Annotated in this window: 20 protein-coding genes; 8 read left to right on the forward strand and 12 right to left on the reverse strand. The window is 71.3% G+C overall.

The window, feature by feature from the left end; translation table 11 throughout:
* Position 1 precedes the first annotated feature (1 nt).
* Positions 2–1,462: a hypothetical protein gene (locus JEQ17_RS46280; RefSeq protein WP_200400937.1), complete on the reverse strand. Its 1,461-nt coding sequence runs from the start codon at positions 1,460–1,462 to the stop codon at positions 2–4.
* A gap of 113 nt (positions 1,463–1,575) precedes the next feature.
* Here JEQ17_RS46280 and JEQ17_RS46285 point away from each other — a divergent pair, with 113 nt between their 5' ends.
* Positions 1,576–2,844 carry a molybdopterin-dependent oxidoreductase gene (locus tag JEQ17_RS46285; protein ID WP_200400938.1) on the forward strand — a complete coding sequence of 423 codons (1,269 nt, stop codon included), beginning with the start codon at positions 1,576–1,578 and terminating at the stop codon, positions 2,842–2,844.
* Positions 2,845–3,160: 316 nt separating this feature from the next.
* Here JEQ17_RS46285 and JEQ17_RS46290 read toward each other — a convergent pair whose 3' ends face one another.
* The 3 genes from JEQ17_RS46290 to JEQ17_RS46300 are packed head-to-tail and all read right to left on the reverse strand — an operon-like array spanning position 3,161 to position 5,291.
* A complete protein-coding gene (locus JEQ17_RS46290; RefSeq protein ID WP_200400939.1) occupies positions 3,161–3,940 on the reverse strand; it encodes a class I SAM-dependent methyltransferase in 780 nt (259 codons plus the stop codon).
* The gene (locus JEQ17_RS46295) at positions 3,937–4,554 is read right to left on the reverse strand and encodes a TIGR04282 family arsenosugar biosynthesis glycosyltransferase (RefSeq protein ID WP_200400940.1); all 618 of its coding nucleotides are present in this window, start codon (positions 4,552–4,554) and stop codon (positions 3,937–3,939) included. Before JEQ17_RS46295 ends, JEQ17_RS46290 begins: the two co-directional genes overlap by 4 nt.
* Positions 4,551–5,291 carry a glycosyltransferase family 2 protein gene (locus tag JEQ17_RS46300; protein ID WP_200400941.1) on the reverse strand — a complete coding sequence of 247 codons (741 nt, stop codon included), beginning with the start codon at positions 5,289–5,291 and terminating at the stop codon, positions 4,551–4,553. The genes JEQ17_RS46295 and JEQ17_RS46300 overlap by 4 nt, the downstream gene beginning before the upstream one ends.
* A gap of 127 nt (positions 5,292–5,418) precedes the next feature.
* On the opposite strand from JEQ17_RS46300, the gene JEQ17_RS46305 reads away from it, so the two are divergent.
* Positions 5,419–6,246: a response regulator transcription factor gene (locus JEQ17_RS46305; protein ID WP_234048632.1), complete on the forward strand. Its 828-nt coding sequence runs from the start codon at positions 5,419–5,421 to the stop codon at positions 6,244–6,246.
* A 2-nt stretch (positions 6,247–6,248) separates the two neighbouring features.
* Positions 6,249–7,361: a sensor histidine kinase gene (locus JEQ17_RS46310; RefSeq protein WP_200400942.1), complete on the forward strand. Its 1,113-nt coding sequence runs from the start codon at positions 6,249–6,251 to the stop codon at positions 7,359–7,361.
* 29 nt (positions 7,362–7,390) lie between these two features.
* Here the strand turns inward: JEQ17_RS46310 and JEQ17_RS46315 are convergent, their stop codons facing one another.
* From JEQ17_RS46315 to JEQ17_RS46325, 3 genes are all read right to left on the reverse strand, one after another.
* Positions 7,391–8,392: an NAD-dependent epimerase/dehydratase family protein gene (locus JEQ17_RS46315; protein WP_200400943.1), complete on the reverse strand. Its 1,002-nt coding sequence runs from the start codon at positions 8,390–8,392 to the stop codon at positions 7,391–7,393.
* Positions 8,393–8,445: 53 nt separating this feature from the next.
* Complete coding sequence (locus tag JEQ17_RS46320; protein WP_200400944.1) at positions 8,446–9,657, reverse strand: NAD(P)/FAD-dependent oxidoreductase; 1,212 nt, start codon at positions 9,655–9,657, stop codon at positions 8,446–8,448.
* Between the two features lie 159 nt (positions 9,658–9,816).
* Complete coding sequence (locus JEQ17_RS46325) at positions 9,817–12,006, reverse strand: MMPL family transporter (RefSeq protein WP_200400945.1); 2,190 nt, start codon at positions 12,004–12,006, stop codon at positions 9,817–9,819.
* Between the two features lie 446 nt (positions 12,007–12,452).
* On the opposite strand from JEQ17_RS46325, the gene JEQ17_RS46330 reads away from it, so the two are divergent.
* From JEQ17_RS46330 to JEQ17_RS46345, 4 genes are all read left to right on the forward strand, one after another.
* Entirely contained in the window at positions 12,453–13,667 is a 1,215-nt protein-coding gene (locus tag JEQ17_RS46330) for a sensor histidine kinase (RefSeq protein WP_200400946.1), read from the forward strand.
* Complete coding sequence (locus JEQ17_RS46335) at positions 13,664–14,338, forward strand: response regulator transcription factor (RefSeq protein WP_200400947.1); 675 nt, start codon at positions 13,664–13,666, stop codon at positions 14,336–14,338. The genes JEQ17_RS46330 and JEQ17_RS46335 overlap by 4 nt, the downstream gene beginning before the upstream one ends.
* A 264-nt stretch (positions 14,339–14,602) precedes the next feature.
* Positions 14,603–14,935, forward strand: a complete 333-nt coding sequence (locus tag JEQ17_RS46340) for a non-heme iron oxygenase ferredoxin subunit (RefSeq protein WP_200400948.1) — start codon at positions 14,603–14,605, stop codon at positions 14,933–14,935.
* Complete coding sequence (locus JEQ17_RS46345; RefSeq protein WP_200400949.1) at positions 14,932–15,618, forward strand: TetR/AcrR family transcriptional regulator; 687 nt, start codon at positions 14,932–14,934, stop codon at positions 15,616–15,618. The genes JEQ17_RS46340 and JEQ17_RS46345 overlap by 4 nt, the downstream gene beginning before the upstream one ends.
* A 106-nt stretch (positions 15,619–15,724) precedes the next feature.
* Here the strand turns inward: JEQ17_RS46345 and JEQ17_RS46350 are convergent, their stop codons facing one another.
* From JEQ17_RS46350 to JEQ17_RS46365, 4 genes are all read right to left on the reverse strand, one after another.
* On the reverse strand, positions 15,725–16,705 hold the full coding sequence (locus JEQ17_RS46350) for an NADPH:quinone reductase (RefSeq protein ID WP_200400950.1): 981 nt from the start codon (positions 16,703–16,705) through the stop codon (positions 15,725–15,727).
* Between the two features lie 20 nt (positions 16,706–16,725).
* Positions 16,726–17,274: a PadR family transcriptional regulator gene (locus tag JEQ17_RS46355; protein WP_200400951.1), complete on the reverse strand. Its 549-nt coding sequence runs from the start codon at positions 17,272–17,274 to the stop codon at positions 16,726–16,728.
* Positions 17,275–17,482: 208 nt separating this feature from the next.
* Complete coding sequence (locus JEQ17_RS46360; RefSeq protein WP_200400952.1) at positions 17,483–18,574, reverse strand: ArsR/SmtB family transcription factor; 1,092 nt, start codon at positions 18,572–18,574, stop codon at positions 17,483–17,485.
* 21 nt (positions 18,575–18,595) lie between these two features.
* Positions 18,596–20,170 carry an AbgT family transporter gene (locus tag JEQ17_RS46365; RefSeq protein WP_200400953.1) on the reverse strand — a complete coding sequence of 525 codons (1,575 nt, stop codon included), beginning with the start codon at positions 20,168–20,170 and terminating at the stop codon, positions 18,596–18,598.
* 234 nt (positions 20,171–20,404) lie between these two features.
* Between JEQ17_RS46365 and JEQ17_RS46370 the strand changes: the two genes are divergently transcribed.
* Positions 20,405–22,318 carry a CocE/NonD family hydrolase gene (locus tag JEQ17_RS46370; RefSeq protein ID WP_234048633.1) on the forward strand — a complete coding sequence of 638 codons (1,914 nt, stop codon included), beginning with the start codon at positions 20,405–20,407 and terminating at the stop codon, positions 22,316–22,318.
* Between the two features lie 39 nt (positions 22,319–22,357).
* Here the strand turns inward: JEQ17_RS46370 and JEQ17_RS46375 are convergent, their stop codons facing one another.
* Positions 22,358–23,920 carry a CYTH and CHAD domain-containing protein gene (locus tag JEQ17_RS46375; protein ID WP_200400954.1) on the reverse strand — a complete coding sequence of 521 codons (1,563 nt, stop codon included), beginning with the start codon at positions 23,918–23,920 and terminating at the stop codon, positions 22,358–22,360.
* Positions 23,921–23,959 lie beyond the last annotated feature (39 nt).

Here is a 23,959-nt window from a genome sequence, read left to right on the forward strand (position 1 = left end):
GTCACCAGCCGGTCAGCAGCAAGTGGTTGAGAAGCAGGGCGAGTGTGGCCTGGGCAGCGAGCCAGGTGCGGGGGCGGGGCAGGAGCGCGCACGAGGCCAGTAGCCACATGGCGAACGGCAGCCAGATGCGTTCGGTCTCCGCCTTGCTCATCCCGGACAGGTCGGCGATCAGCAGAGCGGCGAATGCGGCGGCGACCAGCACGGCGAGGCGGAGTTCGGCGGAGGCGCCGGGCAGGTCCGCCCACGGCCGGACCCGTCGGAGCACGGCCGAGCTGATCCGTACGAAAGCGCCGTGGCGCTCGGCTGTCCGCCCGCGCGGAGGAGTGTCGAGGGGAGGAGTGTCGAGGGGAGAACGTCCGCTCAGCCGTGTCGTGGGCTGGAAGAGCGCGGCGCCGGTTCGTCGCAGGCCCGCCACCGTTGCCGGGCCCACGATCAGGACCGTGCAGGCGAGGTTGGCCCACACCCAGTAGCCGTAGGGCCGGATGCCACCGGCTCCCTGGTAGTAGCGCTCGACGAGCAGCCGATACGCCTCCCACCAGTCGAAGCCCGCCAGGGTGAACACGACCGGGACGACGGCCACTCCGGCGAGGGCGTAGGGCAGAGGACGGGTTCGTCGAGGGCCGAGCAGCAGGACGGCGCCCGCGATCACGGCGAAGAGGGTGAGGCCGTACGAGAGATAGCAGGTGAGGCCGAAGAGGAGGCCGGCGGCGAAACCGGTGAGCCGTGGCCGGTGGCCGGTGACCGCGAGGGCGAGGAAGGCGATCGTCCAGGCGGCGACCGCCGCGAAGCAGCCGTCCGCGGACGTGCCCATCCACACCGCGGCCGGCGCCATCACCAGGAACGGCGCCGCCCGGCGCGCCAGCGCCTCGTCCGCGAGCGCCCGCACGGCGACCAGTACCGCCACGCACGCCGACGCACCGACCGTGATGCAGAACGCTCCGGCCCAGCCTCCGCCGCCGAGTCCGACCCGGTCGAGCAGGACGAACGTGACCGTCGCCGCCGGAGGGTGGCCCGCCACATGCGCGGGCCAGTGGTCGGGTGAGTGGAGCAGGATGTGGCCCGTGAAGTCCCGCAGTGTCGCCGGGATGTCCTGGAAGCGGTCGATGACCTGCAGGTACTCGTACTTGGTCGTGAGCCGGACCGCGATCCCTCGCTGCCAGCCGTCGATCAGCGCCAGCGACCACGTCCACGCCATGGCCGTGCCCCAGGCCGCGCCCAGCAGCGCGCGCCACGGCAGCCGGGCGGCGACGCGCGGCCCGTACGCCACGACGCCGACCGCGACGACGAGCGCCGCGGGGGTGCCGGGGCCGACGTGTGGACCCCAGTTGGCGTACAGGGGCGGCCACCCCACGTGCAGGGTGCCGTGCTCCCGCTCGATCGCGGTGCCGACCAGCGCGGCCGCCACGACGAGGAGAGCGGCGGCCGCGGTCGCGTACAGGTCTCGGAGAAGATCACGGGTCACGGGGGAACGCTAGGCCGCGGGGACCGCGTCGAGGCCGATGCTCGTGCCGACGTCAGCGTTTCGTCATGTGTCGGAGGCCCCTTTCCGCAGCTGCGGCGGCCTACGGTCGGCGCATGCCACGGCTTCACACTCCACCCACGTCCCCCCGTTTCTGGCGCAGTCCCGTACGAGGTCCGTGGTTCACCTCGGTGCTCGGTGTCGTGCTGCTCGGCGGGATCACCGCGCTGTTCATGACGGGACTGCTGTCGTACGCCGCGTACAACCCGGACCTCTCGCCGGTCAACGACAAGACCCCGGACAAGGGACTGCTCGGCTTCTACCTCTTCGCCTGGCCGACACATCCGTCCTGGCTGTACCGGCTCACCCAGGGCGTCCATGTCACGCTCGGGATCACGCTCATCCCTGTCCTGCTGGCCAAGCTGTGGTCGGTGGTGCCGAAGCTGTTCGCGCTGCCGCCGGCCCGGTCGCTCACGCACGCCCTGGAGCGGATCTCCCTGCTGCTCCTCGTCGGCGGCGTGCTGTTCGAGTTCGTGACGGGTGTGCTCAACGTCCAGCTGGACTACCTCTTCCCCGGCTCCTTCTATCCGCTGCACTTCTACGGCGCCTGGGTGTTCTTCGCCGCGTTCCTGGTGCACGTGGTGCTCCGGGCCCCCGCCGCCGTACGCAATCTGCGTCGCATGCGGGCGGGGGAGGGGCCTGAGGAGGAGGCGGGCGGGGAGCCGGACTTCCCGCTGGTCTCCCCGCGGCCGGCCGAGCCCACCGTGTCCCGGCGCGGCGCGCTGTGGTTCGTCGGTGGCGGTTCGCTGCTGCTGTTCGGGACCACGGCCGGACAGAGCTTCGACGGTCCGCTGCGGCGCACCGCCCTCCTCGCACCGCACGGCGGCGCCGATCCGGGCAGCGGTCCCGGTGGCTTCCAGATCAACAAGACGGCCGCGTCCCGGGGGATCAGCGCGCGGGAGACGCACGAGGACGTGTGGCGGCTGGTCCTCACCGGGCCCGCCGGGACCGTCCGGCTCAGCCGCGTCGAACTGCTCGAACTGCCGCTGCACAGCTCGGCGTTGCCCATCGCCTGTGTGGAGGGCTGGTCGACCGGCGACCAGTGGTGGCGGGGCGTACGGCTGAGGGAACTCGCCGTCCTCGTCGGGTACGACGGGGACGCGGCCCCCGACGTGATGGTGGAGTCCCTCCAGCGGCGTGGCGCCTTCCGCAGGGCCGCCCTGCGATCCAACCAGGTGCGTGACCCGCGCTCCCTGCTCGCCCTGGACGTCAACGGCGAGCCGCTGACCCCCGATCACGGCTACCCGGCCCGGATCATCGTGCCCGCGGCGCCCGGTGTGCTCAACACCAAGTGGGTGGCCCGGATGACGTTCGGAGACCTGTGATGCGCAGAGCGTTCCCGCCGCTCGGCAGCCCGCTGCAACTGCTGCTCCTGGCCTGTTCGTTCGCCCTCGCCGGATACGCGGGTGTGCGTCTGCTGTCCGACGACTGGCTAGGCGTGACGCTGTGGTTCGTCGGCGCGGCCGTGTTGCACGACCTGGTGTTTCTACCGCTGTACGCGTCCGTGGACCGGGCCGTCACCGGAGCACTCGGTACCGCAGGCCGCCGGGCGTGGACCTTGTACGTCCGGGTGCCGGCGGCCTTCTCCGGGCTTCTGCTGCTGGTGTGGTTCCCGTTGATCAGCGGCCGGGTGGCGGACGGCTACGAGTCCGCCACCGGCCTGTCCGCGGACGGCTTCCTCGCCCGCTGGCTGCTGATCACCGCCGTACTGTTCGGCGGTTCCGCCCTGCTGCTGGTGCTGCGGCTGCGCAGGGAGACGAAGCAGCGGCCACCGGCCGACCACTGATCCACGGTGCGCCACCCCAGCGGGCGGGCGTACCGCAGCAGCGCCCGGGTGCCGAGCCGGGCCCAGGGGAACGCCGCGCCGGTGGCCCCCTGGATGTCGGTGCCGCGCACGATGCGGACGTCGGCGCGCTCGTCCACGTCCACCGGGGCTGTCTCGGCGATCAACAGGCCGCCGGGCAGCAGTAGTTGGGCCACTCTGCTGAGCAGGGCGCGTGGATCGCCGCCGATGCCCAGGTTGTCGTCCAGGAGCAGGGCGCTGTTCCAACGGCCCTCGCCCGGCAGTGGTTCGAAGACCGAGCGCCACAGGGCGGGCCCGCCGAGACCCAGGGTGTGGGCGACGGCGGCCTCGCTGACGTCGATGCCGAGCGCGGTCCGGCCCCGGGCGGCGAGTTCCGTGACCAGCCTTCCCGGCCCGCACCCGACGTCGAGGACAGCACCCTCGCACCGGTCCAGGACCTGCCGGTCCACGGCGTCGGCCCGCGCACACCACCGCTCGACGTCCAGCGGCAGCAGCCAGCCGTCGCCGCGGCGCAGGAAGAGCGGTCCGCGGCCGGCCCGCAGGGCGTCCGCGTACGGGTCGGCCGACCAGTTGTGCCCGCCGGCATCCCGCGCCATCACCCCATGCGCCGTGCTCATCGGTGGCCGGCCGTCCGCAGCCTGGCCAGTTCCGCGGCGAAGCAGCCGTGCGGCGCCAGGGCGGCGACCGCTTCGGCGTCGACGGACGTGTCCACGTCCCGCAGACGCGGCAGATCCCGCACCAGCAGACCGGCGGCGACGAGCCTGGCACGCTGTACGGCGCCGGTGACGGGCGACGACATCGGAACCCCGCGCAGCAGCTCGGGGTCCGGCTCGGCCACCCCGAGCGCCCAGAAACCGCCGTCCTCGGCCGGGCCGAAGCAGGCGTCGTACCCGTCGAAGTCCGCAGTGAGCAGGCCCGGGGTGACCTGCGGTGTGTCCATCCCGATCAGCAGGGCCGGTCCGTCGCAGTCGGCGAAGGCCGCGGCCAGCCGTTCGTCGAGGCCGCCCGCACACTGCGGTACGACATCGAAGCCGGGCGGCAGCCAGGGCCCGGGCTTCCCGTCGAGGACCAGGACCCGGCGTCGTGCGGGTGCCGCGGCCACCGCCCTCAGGGTGTCGGTGAGGGCCGCCTCGGCGAGCGCCGCCGCCTCCCCGGGTGTGAACGGCGGCGTGAGCCGGGTCTTCACCCGTCCCGGCCGCGGTTCCTTGGCGATGACGAGCAGGGTGGTCACCGGCGGGACCCTCCTTGTGACTGTGACTGTGACTGTGGCTGTGCTGCGGCCGCCGCTGGTACGGCGGGCCGTTCGGCCAGGACGCGGCTCATGTCCCGTACCGCTTGCCAGGTGCCGCGCCAGGTCCCGGTCACCTTCGAGGCGCCGGACCGCGGCAGATACGGGACGTCGTGCTCGGTGACGTGCCAGCCCGCGTCGGCGGCCCGCACGACCATCTCCAGCGGGTAGCCGCTGCGCCGGTCGGTCAAGTCCAGGGCGAGCAGTGCCTCGCGGCGGGCGGCACGCAGCGGACCGAGATCGTGCAGGCGCAGACCGGTGCGGCGGCGCAGCATCAGCGCGAGTGCGAGATTGCCCGCCCGGGCGTGCACGGGCCAGGCGCCCCGGCCCCGTGGCCGACGCCGACCGAGCACCAAGTCGGCCTCGCCGCCCCGGATTTCGTCCACGAACGGCACGAGCAGGGCCGGGTCCAGCGAGGCATCGCAGTCGCAGAAGCACACGATGCCGGCCGTGGCCGCGGTCAGTCCCGCATGGCAGGCGGCGCCGAAGCCGCGGCGCGGTTCGTGGACGACGGTGGCGCCCAGGTCCCGGGCGATGTCCGCCGAGCCGTCGGTGGAGCCGTTGTCCACGACGAGCGCACGCCAGCCGGACGGCATGCGGGCGAGTACCCAGGGCAGTGCCTCGGCTTCGTTCAGACAGGGGAGGACGACATCGACGTCCTCGGGTGTGGAAGAGGTCATCACGGCTCTCACCCTACGAACGTGAAACGCACATATCGGGCTTCGGCTCCTTACGAAACACGGACGTCAGGGCCGGTGGGCCACTCGGAGAGCGACGCTCGAAGGCCCGCGGTGCGAGGCTGGCCGTATGGAACAGCAACCGTACGAGTCGGTGGCGGGCGCCTCAGCCGACGGACGGACCGGGACGGCACGCGTCCTCGTCGTCGACGACGACCCCACGGTCGCCGAGGTCGTCTCGGGCTACCTGGATCGCGCCGGCTACCTGGTGGACCGGGCAGAGGACGGGCCGACCGCCCTCGCCGGCGCCGCCGCGCACTGGCCGGACCTGGTGGTACTCGATCTGATGCTGCCCGGTATGGACGGCCTGGAGGTGTGCCGCCGGCTGCGCGGCCGCGGCCCCGTGCCGGTCATCATGCTCACCGCCCGCGGCGACGAGGACGACCGCATCCTCGGTCTTGAGGTGGGGGCGGACGACTACGTGACCAAGCCGTTCAGCCCTCGGGAGCTGGTGCTGCGGGTGGAGTCGGTCCTGCGCCGCACACGGCCCGTCGTGGGCACGCGTTCCCACAGCGCGGCCGGACTCACCGTCGACCCGGCCGCGCGCCGCGCCACCAAGAACGGCGGCGAACTCGCCCTCACCCTGCGTGAGTTCGACCTGCTCGCCTTCCTCCTGCGTCATCCGGGCCGGGCGTACAGCCGCGAGGACCTGATGCGGGAGGTGTGGGGCTGGGACTTCGGCGACCTCTCGACCGTCACGGTCCACGTCCGACGGCTGCGCAACAAGGTCGAGGACGATCCCGCCAGGCCCAGCCTGATCCAGACGGTGTGGGGCGTCGGCTACCGATTCGATCCCGCCGAACCCCCAGAACCCGCCGAAGCCCCAGAACCCGCCGAACCCACCGAACCGTCTGGTCCTTCCGGTTCCCCCGGCTCTTCCGGTCAGGGCGAGGAGTGATCATGCGCGTCACCCTGCTCATCGCCCTGTACGCCTTCCTCGGTGCCGGTGCGGCCGGGCTGCTCGGCGCGGGAACGCTGTGGATGCTCCGCCGCCGCTCACTGACCACCTCCCTCACCGTGGTGGCGGCCGTCGCCGTGACCGCGATGCTCGCGGGCACCCTGGCCGTTGCGCAGGCGATGTTCCTGTCCGCACACGACCTGTCGGTGGTGACGACGGTGGTCGCGATGGCGGCCGTCGTCTCCCTGGCAGCCGCCCTGCTGCTGGGCCGCTGGGTGGTCGCCCGCAGCCGCGAACTCGCCCTCGCCGCCCGCTCCTTCGGTGACGACGGCGACTTCACGGCACCCCCCGGTGCGGCCACCGCCGAACTGGCCGCGCTCAGCCGCGAGTTGCAGACCACCAGCGCGAAGCTCGCCGAATCGAGGCAGCGCGAGCGCGCCCTGGAGACCTCCCGCCGTGAACTCGTCGCCTGGATCTCGCACGACCTGCGCACTCCGCTCGCGGGTCTGCGCGCGATGGCCGAGGCGCTTGAGGACGGTGTCGCCGCCGACCCGGACCGCTATCTGAAGCAGATCCGCACCGAGGTCGAACGCCTCAACGACATGGTCGGCGACCTCTTCGAACTCTCCCGCATCCACGCCGGCAGCCTGGCCCTGTCGCTCTCCCGGATGTCCGTCTACGACCTGGTCGGCGATGCCCTCGCCGGGGTGTATCCACTGGCCCGCGAACACGGCGTGCGTCTCGTCGGTGAAGGCGTCGAGCCCCTGCCGGTGGAGGTGGACGGCAAGGAGATGAGTCGTGTGCTGGGCAACCTCCTGGTCAACGCGATCAGGCGCACCCCCGCGGACGGCACCGTCATGGTGGCCGCCGAACTCCTGCCCGACGGCGTGGTGTTGTCCGTGACGGACGGCTGCGGCGGCATCCCCGAGGAGGACCTGCCCCGCGTCTTCGACACCGGCTGGCGTGGCACCCACGCCCGCACGCCTCCGGCGGGTGCCGGGCTCGGCCTGGCCATCGTCCGCGGCATCGTGGAGGCCCACCAGGGCCGGGCCACCGTACGCAACATCCCCGGTGGCTGCCGCTTCGAGGTGGTGCTGCCCGCGGCCGCTTCCTGAAGCGGGCAGCACCACCGGTCCAAAGGGCGCTACGCGCCACGCATCCCGGCCCGCGCGAACTCCCGCATGCCCTCGGTGAAACCGACCTCCGGCTTCCATCCCAGCTCGGTCCGCAGCCGGGAGGAGTCGGCCGTGATGTGCCGCACGTCGCCCAGCCGGTACTCGCCGGTCACGACCGGGTCGGGCCCGCCGTCCGCCGCCGCCAGCGCCCTCGCCATCTCTCCTACCGTGTGCGGCTCATCGCTGCCGGTGTTGTACGCGGTGAGCGCTCCTACGGCCGAATCCGCCTCCAGCGCCGTCGCGTTGGCCGTCGCGACATCCCGTACGTGCACGAAGTCCCGCCGCTGCCGGCCGTCCTCGTACACACGCGGGGCCTCACCCCGGGCGAGCGCCGAACGGAAGAAGGAGGCGACCCCGGCGTACGGCGTGTCCTTGGGCATCCGAGGTCCGTACACGTTGTGGTAGCGCAACGACACCGCCGATCCACCCGTCGAGCGCGCCCACGCGGCGGCCAGATGCTCCTGGGCGAGCTTGGTGGTGGCGTACACGTTGCGCGGGTCCACCGGAGCGTCCTCCCCGACCAGCCCCGGCGACAACTCCTCCCCGCACGCCGGGCACCGCGGCTCGAAACGCCCGGCCGCCAGGTCGCCGACGGCCCGGGGCCCGGGCCGTACCACCCCGTGCCGCGCGCAGGTGTACCTGCCCTCCCCGTAGACCACCATCGACCCGGCCAGCACCAGTCGCCGTACGCCCTTCTCCGCCATGGCCGTGAGCAGGACGGCGGTGCCCAGGTCGTTGCGGGAGACGTACTCCGCCGCGTCGGCGAATCCGGTGCCAAGCCCGACCATCGCCGCCTGATGGCACACGGCGTCCACACCGGCCAGGGCGCGGGCGACCGCCTCCGGATCCCGGACGTCCGCGCCAGGATCATCTCGTACGTCGAACACGACGGGCTCGTGCCCGCACGCCCGAAGCGCCTCGACGACATGGGACCCGATGAACCCGGCACCGCCGGTGACCAGTACTCGCATGCGCCCACGTTAGGACGGCACACCCGCCGCACCCCCGGGCCGCGCGCACCACGTCATGAGTCCGTAAGGTGCCGAGCTGTCCGCGTGACCGGTGCCTCGTCGCGCTTGGCATGCAGCAGTAGCCGGCGCTTGTCGTCCTTGAAGGGCCAGGTGTGCGAACCGGGCTTGCGCGCCTCGTCCGCCAGATGCTTGAGCAAGCCCTTGTAACTGCTCTCCTTGATCTTCACGGCAAGGCGGCCACGGATGGAGAACCTGTTGGCGGTGTCGTCCTTGGAGGCGAGCTGAACGGTGGCGGCCCGGCGCCCAAGGCTGACGCACAGGCCGAAGAACCCCACCTGGATGGACGCGGGCTCCTCACCCGCGATCCGGCTGAGCACCGTGTCGGCGGCGTGGGCGCCCAGCGGTCCCGCGGCCTGGCAGCTCATCCGCAGCGGCAGTTCCGACGGTGCCGCCGAGTCCCCGGCCGCGACGATCCGCGCGTCGTCCACGCTCGTCAACGTCTCGTCCGTGAGCAGGCGGCCCAGGGCGTCGGTGCTCAGCCCGCTGCGCACGGCCAGGTCCGGCACGCCGAAACCGGCGGTCCAGACGGTCACCCGGCTCGGCAGCTCGCGACCGCCACTGAGCCGCACGGCATCGCGCGTCACGGCCGTCACCTTCGTGTCGGGCCCTTCGAGCACGGTCACACCGAGCTTGCCCAACTGCTTGGCGATCGAGCGCCGAACGCGGGGATGCAGATACGGCCCGAGCACCTCGCCGCAGACCAGGGTGACGGTGCGGCCCGCCTCCGCCAGCTCGGCGGCGGCCTCGATGCCGAGCGCACCGGCTCCGACCACCGTCACCGCGGCCGTCGCGGGCGCGTCGTCGAGGACCGACCGCAGCCGCCGCGCCTCCTCCAAGGCGGCGATCGGGTAGGCGAACTCGGCCGCTCCGGGCACGCCCGGATCGGCGCTCCCGCTGCCCACCGCGTAGATCAGGTAGTCGTAGCCGACGGTGCCGTCGGCCGCCAACTCCACGCTGTGCCCGGCCGCGTCGATCCGTGTGACGGTGTCGACCACCAGACGGACGCCCTTGGCCAGGACCTCTCGGTAGTCGACGACCACGTCGTGGGACCCGCCCACCACTTGGTGCAGGCGGATCCGGTGAACGAAGACCGGGCGCGGGTTGATCAGAGTCACGGTCACGTCGTCGCGCTGCGTCAGGCGATTGGCCGCCATGACGCCGGCGTATCCGCCGCCGATCACGACCACATCAGTGTTCTCAGCCATGGTCTCTCCCTCATTCGCGGTGGGTTCGGCCTCAAGACGCCGCCCGACCGGACCTTGTGACAGGTTGTGAGGCAGACCACTTGAGTCCACTTGGGACCGCTTCAGATCGCTTCAGACCGTTTCGGAGGCGTGGAGCGCGGCGCGTATGGGCCTGTGACTTCAGCTGATCCGGGCAGTGGGTGCCGGCGTGGGCTCGGGCGGAGGCGGGACGTTGTCGCCCTCCGCGCTCTTCACGCTCTCCACGGCGATGCGGGGCAGTCGCCGGTCGAGCGGCCGGGGCAGCCACCACGCGGCGCGCCCCAGCAGAGCCATGGACGCGGGCACCAGCACCATGCGGACGATCGTGGCGTCGAGCACGATGGCCGTGGCCAGCCCCAGGCCCATCATCTTGACGAGCGGCGAGGGGTTGGCGACGAAGCTGAGGAAGACCACCGTCATGATGAGGGCGGCGGAGGTGATCACGCGGCCCGTGACCGCCATCCCCCGTGCCACCGACTCGGTGGGGTCGCCCGTGGCGTCGTACTCCTCGCGAACGCGCGAGAGCAGGAACACCTCGTAGTCCATGGACAGGCCGAAGAGGACCGCGAAGAAGATCGTCGGCAGGGGTGAGACGATCGGCAGGGTCTCGTGGAGGTTGAACAGCCCTCCCAGCCAGCCCCATTGGAAGACGGCCACCACGACGCCGTACGCGCCGCCTATGGACAGCAGGTTCATCACGGCGGCCTTCAGCGGTACCGCGACGGAGCGGAACACCAGCATCAGCAGAAGGAACGACACCACGATGACCGCGGCGATGAACACCGGCAGGGTGTCGGCGAGTTGACGGGTGAGATCGTCGGTCATGGCGGTCAGGCCCGACACGGCGACATTGTCGGGGATGATGCCGCGGACGCGTTCGAGGGTGTCGGAGGTCGCGGCGTCCGCTGGGGCGGTGGTGGGCAGCACGGGCAGCACGACCGTGTCCCCGGCCGCGGAGAACCAGGGCTCGCCGAGCGACGCGATGCCGGGGTCGTCGGCGACGCGCCGGGACAACTCGGGGATGCCCCCGGCGGCCACACCCTGCTCGCGCAGGTCTGCGACGAGGAGCAGCGGGGCGTTGAAGCCGGGACCGAAGCCCTCCGCCAAAAGGTCGTAGGCGCGGCGGTGGGTGGTGCTGGTCGAGTCGTTGCCCGCGTCGGGGAAACCCGTCTCCATGCGCAGTGCCGGGATCGTCAGCGCCAGCAGCACCGCGGACCCGGCCAGCAGGTACGGCCACGGCCGACCGGAGACGCGGTGCGCGAACCGCCACCATGCCGACTTCTCGGGGCCGTCGGACTTCTTGACGCGGCGCGTACGAAGGCTCCGCCGCCCCTTGTGGACGCGGTCGCCCAGCAGGGACAGCAGGGCGGGCAGCAACGTCAGGGCGGTCGCCACGGCGAACAGCACGACCAGCGAGGTGCTCAGGCCGATAGAGGTCAGAAAGCCCAGGCCGGTCAGCGCGAGCGCGCTCATCGCCACGACCACGGTGCCACCGGCGAACAGAACGGCCGCCCCGGACGAACTCATGGCGTTCGACAGCGCGGTGGAGTTGTCCTGGCCGGCCGCGCGGTTCTCACGGCAGCGCGCCACGATGAACAGCGCGTAGTCGATACCGACGCCCAAGCCGATCATCGCGCCGATCGTGGGCGCGGCGGTGGACACGTCCGTCGCTTGGGCCAGCAGCGTGATGCTGCCCAGGCCGGCCGCGACGGCGACCAGGGCGAGCGCGATGGGGACCAGCGCGGCCACGATCGTGCCGAACGCGACCACCAGGATGACCAGTGCGGTCAGCAGGCCCGCGGCCTCCGCGCCCGAGGTCGGCGTCTCGGCGTTGATGAACACCGCGTCGCCCCCGAGTTCGGCGACGACACCGTCGCCGCGTACGGGCTCGATCGCGTCGTTCAGGGCGTCGATCTGCTCGGGACGCACCTTCATCTGCGGTACGTCGAAGGCGATTTCGACGTAGCCGATCCGTCCGTCGGGCGAGACCGAGCCCTTGGTGAAGGGATCGGTGACCGTGGTGACGTGCTCCACCTCGGCGACGCGGCCGACGGCCGCCTCGACAGCCGTCCGGTGGCGGTCGATCCGCTCCCCTTCCGGCACGGCGAATACGGCGACGGCACTGCCGCCGGATGCTTCGGGGAAGCGCTCCTCGAGCAGGTCCATCGCCTTCTCGCTCTGGCTGCCGGGGGCCACGAGGTCGTCGACGAACGAGCCGCCGACCAGCCCGGCAAGGGGCAGTACGAGCGCCAGGGCGGCCACCCAGGCCCCGATGGTCACCCACGGTCGGCGGGCACTCGCGTTGCCGATACGGCGCGTGAGTCGATTCATGGCTGCAACTCCTGGGAGACGGCCGCCGACCGGCGGCACCTGTTGGCTGGGCTCGTGCGGAATGGCTGTCGACCGGTGGCACTGGTCGGCTGGGCTCGTGCGGGATGGCCGCCGTCCGGTGGCACCGGTCGGCTGGGCTCGTACGGGACAGCCGCTGTTCGGCGGCACCGGTCGGTGCGCAGCGGCAGGAGGTGTTCGCGCGGTTCCATCGTGGGCGCCGACGCCGTTGCCGTCTCCCGCCGTCAGGAGGGTTGGGCGCCCCCACGCGCGACGGGAACTACAGGCCCACGTCTCCGCCGGGGGACGGAGGACCGCATCCGCCCGCAGGCGGGTGACGGTGCCTCGGAGCTGGACTTACGATGGCTTGCCCGGCGCGTCGCGGTGCCTGCGCCAGGCCATGGGACGCTTCCCGGCCAAGGCACCGGACGCCTCTTGATGGAGCGACGATGATCCGCACGGCTCCGCATGCCGAGACGCCCGGCCGCGGCCGCCGGGCGCCGGGCAGGTTCCGCGGCCCGTTCACGCGCTGGCCGCGGGGCGCGGACGCCGTCCTCGCGACCGTGATGTTCCTGCTGACCGCGCTCCTGGAAGAAGGCCCGGGGGACTCCCTCGTCATCCGCCCGGTCACCCAAATCTTCGGGCCCGCCCTTCTGCTCTTCACCATGGCCGCCGCGGCGCTCTACCTGCGTCGGCTCAAGCCGGTCCCGGTCCTGTGCGTGGCACTCGTCGCATGGGTCCCGACGCTGGGAAGCGACTACTCCGTTCTGGGCGGGGTCGTGATCGTCGCGCTCTACAGCGTCGGACGGCACGACGACGACAACCGCTGGGGCCCCCTCGGTGTCGGCGCGGCCATCGCCGCGCTCACGATCGACGGCATCCTCCTTTCCACCCCCTGGGAGGACATCGGTTTCGGCTACGTCGTCATGTTCGGGGCCTGGTATCTCGGCCGACGCCTGCGGCTTCGAGCCGGGCGCGCTGCCCGGATCCGCCAGGAACAGGCCGCCGAGGCACGGCGGATCGTGGCCGAGGAGCGCACCCACATCGCCCGTGAACTGCACGACGTGGTCGCCCACCGGGTGAGCATGATGACCGTGCAGGCCGGAGCGGCCCGGATGGTGGCCGCCGAGGATCCGCAGGGCGCCCTGGAGGCGATGGCGGCGGTGGAGGAAGCGGGACGCCAGGCGCTGGACGAACTGCGCCACCTGCTGGGAGTGTTGCGGCCGAACGCCGAGCGCGACGGACTGGGCCCTCAGCCGGGCCTGGCCGACCTGCCCCGCCTGGTCGCCGAGGTCCGGGAGGCGGGTCTGGACGTCTCGGTCACCGGCGGCATCCGGGATCCACTCCCGGCCCGGGTGGATCTCTCGGCCTACCGCATCGTCCAGGAGGCACTGACCAACGTGCTCAAGCACAGCGGACCGCAGACCCGCACCGAGGTGCGCCTGCGCGCCGAAGGAGACGGCATCACCATCGTGGTCCTCGACGACGGCCGCGGTACCGCCGTCCGCTCCGTGTCGTCCGCGCACGAGGGACTGCCCGGCCACGGCATCGTCGGCATGCGGGAACGAGCCCTGCTGCTCGGCGGAAGCCTCGACGCCCAGCCGCGTCCCGGCGGCGGCTTCCGGCTCATTGCCCATCTGCCGGCCAAGGGGGAGCCCACGTGAGCATCCGCGTCGTCGTCGCCGACGACCAGGCGCTCGTACGCCGCGGCTTCGCCATGATCCTCCGGGTCCACCACGACATCGAGGTCGTGGCCGAGGCGGGGACCGGTATCGAGGCGATCGAGGCCGTACGTCTGCACCGCCCGGACGTGATCCTCATGGACATCCGCATGCCGGAGATGGACGGCCTCGAAGCGACCTCCCGGATCCTTCAGGAGGCCGACTGGGAGACCCGGGTGCTGATCCTCACCACCTTCGACCCGGACGAGTACGTCTACGAGGCGCTGCGGTCCGGCGCCAGTGCCTTCGTGCTCAAGGACATTCCCCCCGAGCAACTGGCCACCGCCGTACGCACCGTCGCCGAGGGCGGGACACTGCTGGCCCCCTCGATCACCCGGCGCTTCATCGACCGGTTCACCCAGCGCCGCGTCAACACCGTCGCCGCGGCCCGCCTGGAACGGCTCACCGGCCGCGAGGGCGAGATCATGACCGCCGTCGCCCGGGGCGCGAGCAACGCGGAGATCGCCGAGCAGCTGTCCATCGGCGCTGCCACCGTCAAATCACATGTGTCGAGCATCCTCACCAAACTCGGGCTGCGCGACCGGATCCAGATCGTGATCTTCGCCTACGAGAGCGGCCTCGTGGAAGCGGGCGACCACGACGTCGGCCACTGACGGCGTCAGGAGGTGAACTGCTGGTGCCCGATGTCGGAGAGCGGTCCGGGGCGTTGCGCAGACACTCTTCGGACGAGGCCTAGGCCCATCTGCCGAGGCCGACTCGGACCGGAGTCGGGTCCGGGGCCCGGTCCGCGTCGCTAGCCTCGATGCTTCGGACACGATCACACGTGCCGCTCCGGGCCGAGCGTCGCCGCACGCCCGATGCACCCCTGTGAACCGGATGACGTACCACCGGCGTCATGGATGCACCCGAGGAGAGCGATGCCCGGCAGCGGCTACACGTACGTATGCAAGCTCGACGCATTGGAGGAGGGCGTCCCGCGACGCGTCGAGGTGGAGAGCGTCCCCGTCTCCCTCGTGCTGACCGAGCAGCAGGTCTTCGCGATCCACGACGTGTGTTCGCACAGTGCCGTCTCACTCTCGGAAGGGGAGGTGGACGGCTGCACGGTCGAGTGCTGGCTGCACGCCTCCCGCTTCGACCTGCGCACCGGCCACCCCCTCGACCCACCCGCGACCCGCCCCGTCCCGGTCTATCCGGTCCGGATCGCGGATGGATCCGTGTACGTACGCGCCACACCGCGGACCGCACAGTGACACGGGTACCGGACGGTCCCACCGGCGAACGGGCCGACGCCGCCCGCAACCGTGCCCGGCTGCTGGAGGTGGCCGCCCGGCTGGTGGCCGAGCGGGGCCCCGAGCACGTGACGATGCACGAGGTCGCGGAGGCGGCCGGGGTGGGAAAGGGCACGCTCTTTCGCCGGTTCGGCGACCGTGACGGCCTCCTGCTCGCCCTCCTCGCCGAAGCCGAGGCCGAGTTCCAGCAGGCGTACACGTCAGGTCCCCCGCCGCTGGGGCCGGGAGCAGCTGCGAGAGATCGACTGGAGGCGTTCGGTTGCGCCCTCATCGAGCGCAACTCGGCCGACGCGGACCCGGGCGCCGCCCTGGGACGCCGACTGCGGCACGCACGCCGCCACGCCTCGGAGACCGCCGGTGCCTTTCACCGTCACGTATCAACGCTCCTTCGGGAAACCGGAGTCGACAGTGACCACGACATGCTCGCCCACGCCCTGCTCGCCTTTGTGGACTTCGAGACGGCCGACCACCTCCGCAACGAGCGCCAAGTCCCCGTCGCCCGGCTCCAGTCCACCTGGGTCGACCTGGTACGGCGTGTGTCCCGAGCCGACGAAGCACACGGCATCTCCGAGGAGAGCCGATGTGCCTCCGCGAGTGTCCTGCGACGGCTCGGGCGTCATCTTGATCAGTCGACATCGTCATGAGCCGATCCGCGGCCACCCGAAGTGAGGAGACCGATGCAATGCATCGGGGCTGGTCCGGATCGAGGAACTGCTCGTCCTCCACGCGCGCCGATCGTCGGCCTGCTCGTCAGCCGGTGACCGTGACCAGCACCCGGCCGCGCCCACCCGCGTCGACCCGGTCGTGCGCCTTGGCGATGTCCTGGAGCGGGTGGACGTCAGCGATGTCGACGGTGAGGGCGCCGGCCGCGGCTGCCGCGGTGAGGTCGCGGGCGGCCTGGCGTTTGGCCGCGGCGGGGAAGTCGTCGCTGCCGAGCAGGCGCAGGGTGACGTTGTTGAACAGCAGGGGCCAGAAGGGGAGTTCGGTGCGGTCGGCGTGCGTTCCGTAGGCGGCGATGACGGCGTCGAGCGCGGTGACCGCGTTGTCCAGGTCGGCGTTGGCCGACAGGGACACCTCGACGACGCGGTGCACGCCGTCGGGAGCGTACGCGCGGATCTCTGCTGCCGGGTCGTCCGTGTCCAGGGCGACGGTGTGGAGGAGGACAGTGGGGTCGATGCGATCGAGATCTCCGGCGCGGCGGACGGTGCCGATGACGGTGGCGCCGCCCCAGCGGGCGAGTTGGGCGGCCAGCGAGCCGACGCCGCCGAGCACCCCGTGCACGAGAACGATCCGGCCGTCGACCGGGCCGTCCGCGAACACCGCGCGGTGGGCGGTGACTCCGGGGATGCCCAGACTCGCGCCGAGTTCGTCGCCGAGGTGGTCGGGGAGCGGGACGGCCTGCTCGGCGGGTACGACGGTGTACTGGGCTGCGGTGCCGAAGGCCCGGTAGGACTGCGCGCCGTAGGTCCACACCCGCTGTCCCACACGGCGGGCGTCGACCCCGTCGCCCACCTTGTCGATGACACCGGCGGCGTCGCTGTGCGGAATCACGCGCGGGTAGGGCATGGAGGAGCCGAGCCAGCCGCGGCGCTTCTTGGTGTCGCCGGGGTTGACACCGGACACGCTCACGCGGACCCGTACCTCACCGGGGCCGGGGTAAGGGTCGGGCAGTTCGCCGACGTGCAACACGTCGGCGGCGGGGCCCTGTTGGTCGTACCAGGACGCGAGCATGGACGTACCTCCGGTGTCGATCAGGAGTTCGCGGGGCTCTCAGGGCTCGCGAGCGGTTCCTCGCCCAGCGCCTCGCGAAGCCAGGTGCGTTCGGCGCGGCTGGTCGCGCGGGCGGTCAGGAGGAGGCCGCGCCGGTAGGGGTCGGTGACCTCCTCGGCGCGGATCGGCCGGTCACCGTCGTAGAAGAAGCTCGCGGGCTCCTCCAGGAAGGCCAGACGTCGGCGCAGTACCGCGTGCTGTTCGGTCACGTCGGGGAGCAGCGAGAGAAAGGAAAGCACCGTGTAGAAGCGGGTGTGGTCGGTGATCTCGTGGTCGGCGGGCTTGCGCAGGCGCTGGAGCATGTCCGCGCGGCCGGCCTCGGTCAGGTTCAGCACATAGCGGGCGGCACCCGCGCGCGGGTCGGGTTGCCGCTCGATCAGGCCGGTCTTGGCGAGGCGGTTGATGGCCGGGTAGAGACTGCCGTCACTGACCGGGCGGGTGTAGCCGGTGAGATGGGAGACACGGCTGCGCAGCTCATGACCCGGCAAGGGGCCTTCGGCCAGGAAGCCCAGGATGGCGAGTTCCAGCATGGGGCAATGGTCTCACAGTTGCATCGAATCGATATTGACATCGAATCGATGTTTTTCCTTCCTTCCGGGGCAAGGGAAAATGCGGTCCCGCGAACTGCTGTGTCGCTGGTGTTTTCCCAGGCTTCCCAGATCGCCTGATCGCCTCTTTCGTGCACAGAGCGTGCCTGTGTTGCGGTTGTGCCGGGCGGGGAGGGGCCGACGTTCGGGTTCACCGCGCCACGGTCGCGAGTACGTCGTGGCCCAGTCGCTGGATGACGTCCGTGGCGAGCCGGTGCCGCACCAGTTTGCCGTCCCGGGTGGAGCGCACCAGGCCCGCGTCGCGCAGGGTCCGCAGGGCGCGCGAGACCTGCGGTTCGCTGGAGCCGAGTCGGGCGGCGAGCTCCGAGGTGGTGATGGGTTCGCCCAGCAGATGGCGGCACAACTCCATCCGGGCGGGCGAGGTGAGAGCCATCAGCCGGTGGTGCAGATCCCGCACGGTCAGCTCCGCGGTCGGGGTGGTGCCGCGCGCCGCGTACTGCACGACCACGCACGACGGGTGCTCGTGCTTGACGGTCAGATGCGGCCACACCCGGGCGGACGGCACGAGGACGAGGGGGCGCGGGGCGACCTTCACCTCGTCGATCTGCAGCTTGTCCAGGCGTACCCGTTCCCCCGGTCCGACCCGGGCCGCGGTCGGCAGCAGCTCGGTGAGTACTTCCGCGGGGGAGCGGGCCGCCAGTCGCCGACGTACCTCCCGGGCGTGGTCCTCCAGGGCCGGCCGCAGGATCCGCCAGTCCTCGGCGAAGAACGCGGTGTCGGCGGCTCCCAACACCTCCAGCAGCCGGTCCCGCAGCTCCAGAGGCGCGGCCACCAGCTGTCGCGCCAGCTCACCGCGGGCGTAGGAGCGGCGCTGGCAACTGCGTGCGAAGTCCTCCGCGGCGGTGCTGCCCGCGCGCAGCTCGCCAACCGGCGGCATGGGCTGCGCGGTGGTGCCGAGGACTCCGGGAGCCACCAGGGCGAGGAAGTCCTCGGCCCGCAGCGCCGCGATCGCCGCCAGTTCCTCGTCCAGGCTCGCCGCGAGCGGCAACGCACGGGGGAAGAACAGGCGACAACGGAAGCGGGCCCACAGAGGAGCGAACAGGGCCAATTCGTCGCGCAGTTCGGGTGCCGAGGCGACGGCGCGGGACGCCCAGCCGGTTGCCTCCGGGTGGTGCTCGGGTTCGGCGAGCACGTGCAGGCCCGCCATCAGTTCCGACAGCGGGGAGGGCCCTGCCGCGACGTCCGCGGGACCGAGCCCTCCGAGGTCGAGGACGATGCTCACGTCGTCAGCGTACGGCGGAGCTCACCGCACCGGCGCGCCCGGGCCGAGCGGGATGCCCAGCAGGTACCAGATGAAGAACAGCAGCACCCACACCACCAGCATGATCATGGCCACGGGCAGGGTGAAGGAGACCAGGGTGCCGATGCCGGCCTTGCGGCGCAGGGTCTGCAGATAGCCGACACAGAGCATGAACGAGGTGCTCATCGGGGTGATGGAGTTCGTGCAGGAATCGGCGATGCGGTACAGGGCCATGGTGGTGGCCGGGCTGGTGCCGAGCAGCATCAGCATCGGCACCAGTGCCGGGGCGACCAGGGCCCACAGGGCGGAGCCGGAGGTGATGAGCAGGTTCATCAGCGCGACCGTGAGGATCAGCAGGGAGAACAGCACCAGCGTGGGCGCGCCCAACCGTTCGAGGAAGTCAGCGCCTTCGACCGCGACGACCGTGGCGATGTTGGTCCACTTGAACAGGGCGAGGAACTGGGACACGGCGAAGAACAGCACCAGCAGTGGAGCTATGGAACGCACGCCTTCCGCCATGAACTCCGGTATCGCGCGGCTGCCTCTGATCCGCCCGGTGAGCCGCCCGTACACGGCGCCGATGAGCAGGAAGAAGACGGTGAGGAAGACGGCGATCGCGTTCATGAAGGTGGACTCCACGATCGCGCCGCCCTCGCCCCGGAGCGGCGACGAGGTAGGCACCATCGCCAGCACGATCAGCGCGGCGTAGCCGAGCACGGCAAGACCGGTCGCCTTCAGGGCCCGTACCTCGGTCGCGTCATCGACTCCCGCGGCGACGACCTGCTGTGCCGCGGCGGCCTCCAGGTCCGCGTCGGGGACCAGGTGGTGCTCGCGCTTGGCGAGGATCTTGTCCACGACCAGGGCGATGGTGCCGGCCAGCACGAACGCCGAGACGGTGGTGAAGTACATGTTGTCCGTCGCGCGGACCACCACGTCCTTGTCGACGAGCTGCGCGGCCTCGGTGGCCACGGAGGCGAACAGCGCGTCACCCGGGGCGATCAGCGGGTTGGCGTCACCCGCGGCGTTGATGGAGACGAACGCGACGATCATGCCGAGCATCGGAGAGCGGCCCACGGCGCGGAAGGCCACCGCTCCGAGCGGGATGAGGACCACGTACGCGGAGTCGGAGAGGAACTTCCCCAGTACGCCGCCCAGGGCCACGCCCAGGACGACGGCGCGCGGGGACAGACCTGACAGCATGCGACGGGCCAGCGCCTCGAAGAGTCCCGATCGCTCGGCGACAGCGACGCCCAGCATCACCATGAGCACCGTGCCGAGCGGTCCGAAGGTGACGAAGGACTCCTCGGCGCCGGTGATCAGATCCCGTACGGCGTCCGCCGACAGGGCGCTGCGCACGCCGACCAGGTCACCCGAGGAGGGGTCCTCGACGCGCAGGCCCGAGAGGTTCAGGGCCCAGCTGACGAGGGCGACCACCCCGCCCAGGATCCAGAACAGCCAGAACGGATGAGGCAGCGCGTTTCCCGCACGCTCGACCAGGTCGAGGAGGCGGGAGCCGCGGCCCCCCTCGTCGGGCTCGTCGGCCTGCACCTCCTGGATGCGGCTGTCGGGTGTGCTCATGGCGGCCTCCTGTGAGGACGGTGGAACGAGGGCACGACGCGACCGCGTCGCGAGCGCTGTGAGGCAAAGGGGACCCAGGAGCCACGCACGATCCGTCGTGATGGCACACGGTGTGTTGCCGGGTTGCGCTGCACAGTAGGTCCCGGGCCCGATCCCGTCACCGTCCTGCGGAACAGTTGACCTGATGACGTCAAGTGATCGCCATGACGTGGGCGACTGCCTAGCGTCACGGGGGTGATCTCGTACGACACCTCCCACTCCTGCCGGCCCGAACCGCTCCAGGGCGGTGCCCTGTGGCGCCGCACCCTGCGCATCCCCATGCGGGACGGCGTCCATCTGGCCGCCGACCTGTACTCCGCCTCACCCGAGCCGGCGGCGACCGCGCTTCCCGTGCTCCTGGAGCGCACGCCGTACGGCCGGCGCACGCAGCGCGGCTCGGACCAGGACCGCAGCGACGCGCCCGTCCCGCGCCCCGAGGACATCGCCCGGCACTTCACCGAAGCCCGCTACCACGTCGTACGGCAGGACTGCCGGGGCCGCGGCGACTCCGAGGGAACGTTCGTGAAGTATCTGGGCGAGGGCCCGGACGGGGCGGACACGATCGCCTGGCTCAGGAACCAGCCGTGGTGCGACGGCAGGGTCGTGATGACCGGGGTGTCCTACTCCGCCCATGTCCAGGCGGCCGCGGCCGCCGAGGGAACGGAGGGGCTCGTCGCCATGTTCCAGGACTCGGGCGGTCTTTCCTGTGCGTACGACGCGGGAATGCGGATGGGCGGCGCCTTCGAGCTGAAGCAGGTGACCTGGGCCCTGCGGCACGCGATGCAGAGCCCGGAGGCGGCGGCGGATCCGGTGCTGTCCGAGGCACTGCTGCGGGTGGACGTGACGGGCTGGTTCGGTGCGATGCCGTGGCGGCCGGGCTGTACGCCGCTGCGGCACCTGGCGGCGTACGAGGACTTCCTTCTGGAGCAGTGGCGGCAGGACACCTTCGGGGAGTACTACCGCACCCCGGCGCTCTACGGGCGAGGTTTCTACGGCCGCTTTCCCGACGCGCCGAGTCTGCACATGGGCAGCTGGTACGACCCCTACGTCCGCTCCACCATCGAGAACTTCACCACCCTTCGGGAACTGAAGTCCGCTCCCTCCTACCTGGTCATGGGCCCGTGGACGCACGGGCACCGCTGCGAGACGTACGCCGGGGACGTGGACTTCGGTCCGCGGGCGACACTGGACGGCAACCTCGCCCCGTCCTACCTGGAATTCCGTCGCCGCTGGTTCGACCGCGCGCTGGGCCGGGAGGACAAGGGGAGTCCGGAGACCGGAGACCTCCCCGCCGTCCAGTACTTCCTGATGGGCGGCGGCGACGGTCGACGGGATGCGGCGGGACGGATGCGGCACGGCGGTGCATGGCTCACGGACACCCGGTGGCCGCCGACGTCGACGGCCCCGGTCGCCCTGTACCTCAACACCGACGGTGCGCTCACCCTCACCCCGCCCATCGAGGCCGCCGCCTCGGTGACCTACGACTTCGACCCGCGCCGCCCGGTACCCACCATGGGAGGCCAGGTCACCTCGGGCGAGCCGGTGATGTCCGGCGGGGCGTACGACCAGAACGCCCCGGACGCCCGGGTGCACGGGGCGCGTGAGCCGTACCTGCCGCTGGATTCCCGCCCGGACGTCATCAGCCTGACCACACCGCCGCTGGAGCGGGACGTGGTGCTGGCCGGCCCGGTGTCCGCACGGCTCCACATCTCCACCACGGCCCCGGACACCGACTTCACCGTCAAGGTGATCGACGTCCACCCGCCCAACCCCGACTATCCGAACGGCTTCGCCATGAACGTCACCGACGGCATCGTCCGCTGCCGCTTCCACCGTTCCTACGAGAAGCCGGAGCTGCTCACTCCGGGCGAGGTGTACGAGATCGAGGTCACCGCCCCCGACACGGCGAACCGCTTCGCCGCAGGCCACCTCATCCGCCTCGACATCTCCTCCAGCAACTTCCCCCGCTTCGACGTCAACACGAACACCGGCGAACCGGAGGCCGCCGCCCGCCGCACCGCTGTCGCCGCGAACACCGTGCACATGGATGCCGAACACCCCTCCCACCTCGTCGTATGGCTGGAAGGAGGAGCGGACGCGTTGGCCTGACCGGAGCGGGTCAGTGAGCCCTTCGAACGCGGCCCGCCCCTACTTACGGAGTTGCTTGCGCAGCGCGGGGGCCGAGGCGCGCGCCCACACCGCGGGCACCTCCTGTTCCCGGGTTCCCGCCACGGCCTGCTCCGTGCCGTAGAGCAGCCCCCAGGTGAAACCGGCTTCGCCGACCCCCTGGGCCGCCACGGCCAGATCCCTGATCGTGCCGCGGGCGACCACGCTGTCCTGATGATCGCCGAGGACCTTCTGTACGGCCTTGATCCGCTTGCCCAGACGCTTGGCCGGTTTGCCGAGGGCGGGACGGGCCACCTCGGTCGCGTACCGCACCTTCTTCGCCGCCTTGCGGGCCTCGTGCAGCGCCACGTCGCGCTTCGGGCCGGGTGACAGGTCCAGGGCGCGGGGCATGCGTTCGGCCAGACGGTCGTACTCCTTGAGCACAGCCCTGGCCATGACCTTGTCGGCCTTCTTGCGTGCCTTGGCACGCAGCGGAGGCTGTTCCACCAGCTCGGCCAGGGAGTCGAGCAGGGTCAGGTAGCGGGGAGAGCCCAGGGCATCAAGGGTGCGCTGATGGGACTCGGTGCCACGGCCGACGTTCCATGTCTGAAGCCGCGCCACCACGGGACCGAGAACGAGTTCCTCGGGCAGGCCGTCGATCCGGTGGGTGAGGCGCTCCATCAGTACTTCCTGATCGCGCTCGGCACCCAACTCGCCGGCCAGCCACTTCAGCTCGGCCCGGATCGGGTCCGTGGCATGGCGGTCCAGGACGGACCGGTAGGAGCGCAGACAACTGCGCAGACGGCGGCAGGCGACACGCATCCTGTGCACCGAGTCGGGCCGGTCGCGTCGTACGGCCGGGTCGAGGGCGGTGAGGACACGGATCTGCTCCCGCACGTATGCAAGGACCTGCTCGCCGGCCGAGCCAGGGTTCAGGTCCAGGTCGCCGGACTGGTCGGTGCCAACTGCTGTAGCGGCGGTCGCCGTCTCGTCGAGGGCCCGGGCCAGCTTCGACGGGGACTGCGCACGAGCGATGCCCTTCTTGCGCAGCTTCTTGTCCACGGCCTCCAGCAGAGCGGGATCGGCGCCCTCGGCCAGCTCCACTTCCACCTCGTTCCACACGGCCCGCCTGCCCTCCGCCCGCAGGGACTCCGCGCGAACCGTGTCGATGTTCAACGCGGCACGGAGAGTGCCTTCGGCATCGAGAAGATGCCGCACCTCGCGGGTCGAGCGGATACGAACCACCGGGGTCAGCATTGCCCCGCGCGTGCGGGAGACGGTCAGGTCGACCATGGTGTCCGGGACGGCGTCGGTCAGAGCCGACTGGATCTCCTCCCGGCTGTCGCCCGGCAACGGCAACTTGAGATGCCACCCGGCGTCGGAGCCGCCGGTCCTGCGGCGCAGCGTGGCCGAAGAACCGGACAGGCGAAGGTCGGCGGTGTCGTAGTAGACCGCGTCCAACTCCTCGGGTCCCCGGTCGACGACCGCCGTGACACCTTCCACACGCTCCAGCCGTGACAGCCAGGAGGCATCCGACAGCCACGACGTGTCGGAGGACGAAGGGACGGCGTACTTTCGTTCTGTTTCGCGCATCGACTGGACCATGTAGTACCGGTAGGCACGATCCGCCGGGCGAAACACGGC

The sequence above is a fragment of the Streptomyces liliifuscus genome (assembly GCF_016598615.1).
Lineage (GTDB): Bacteria > Actinomycetota > Actinomycetes > Streptomycetales > Streptomycetaceae > Streptomyces > Streptomyces liliifuscus.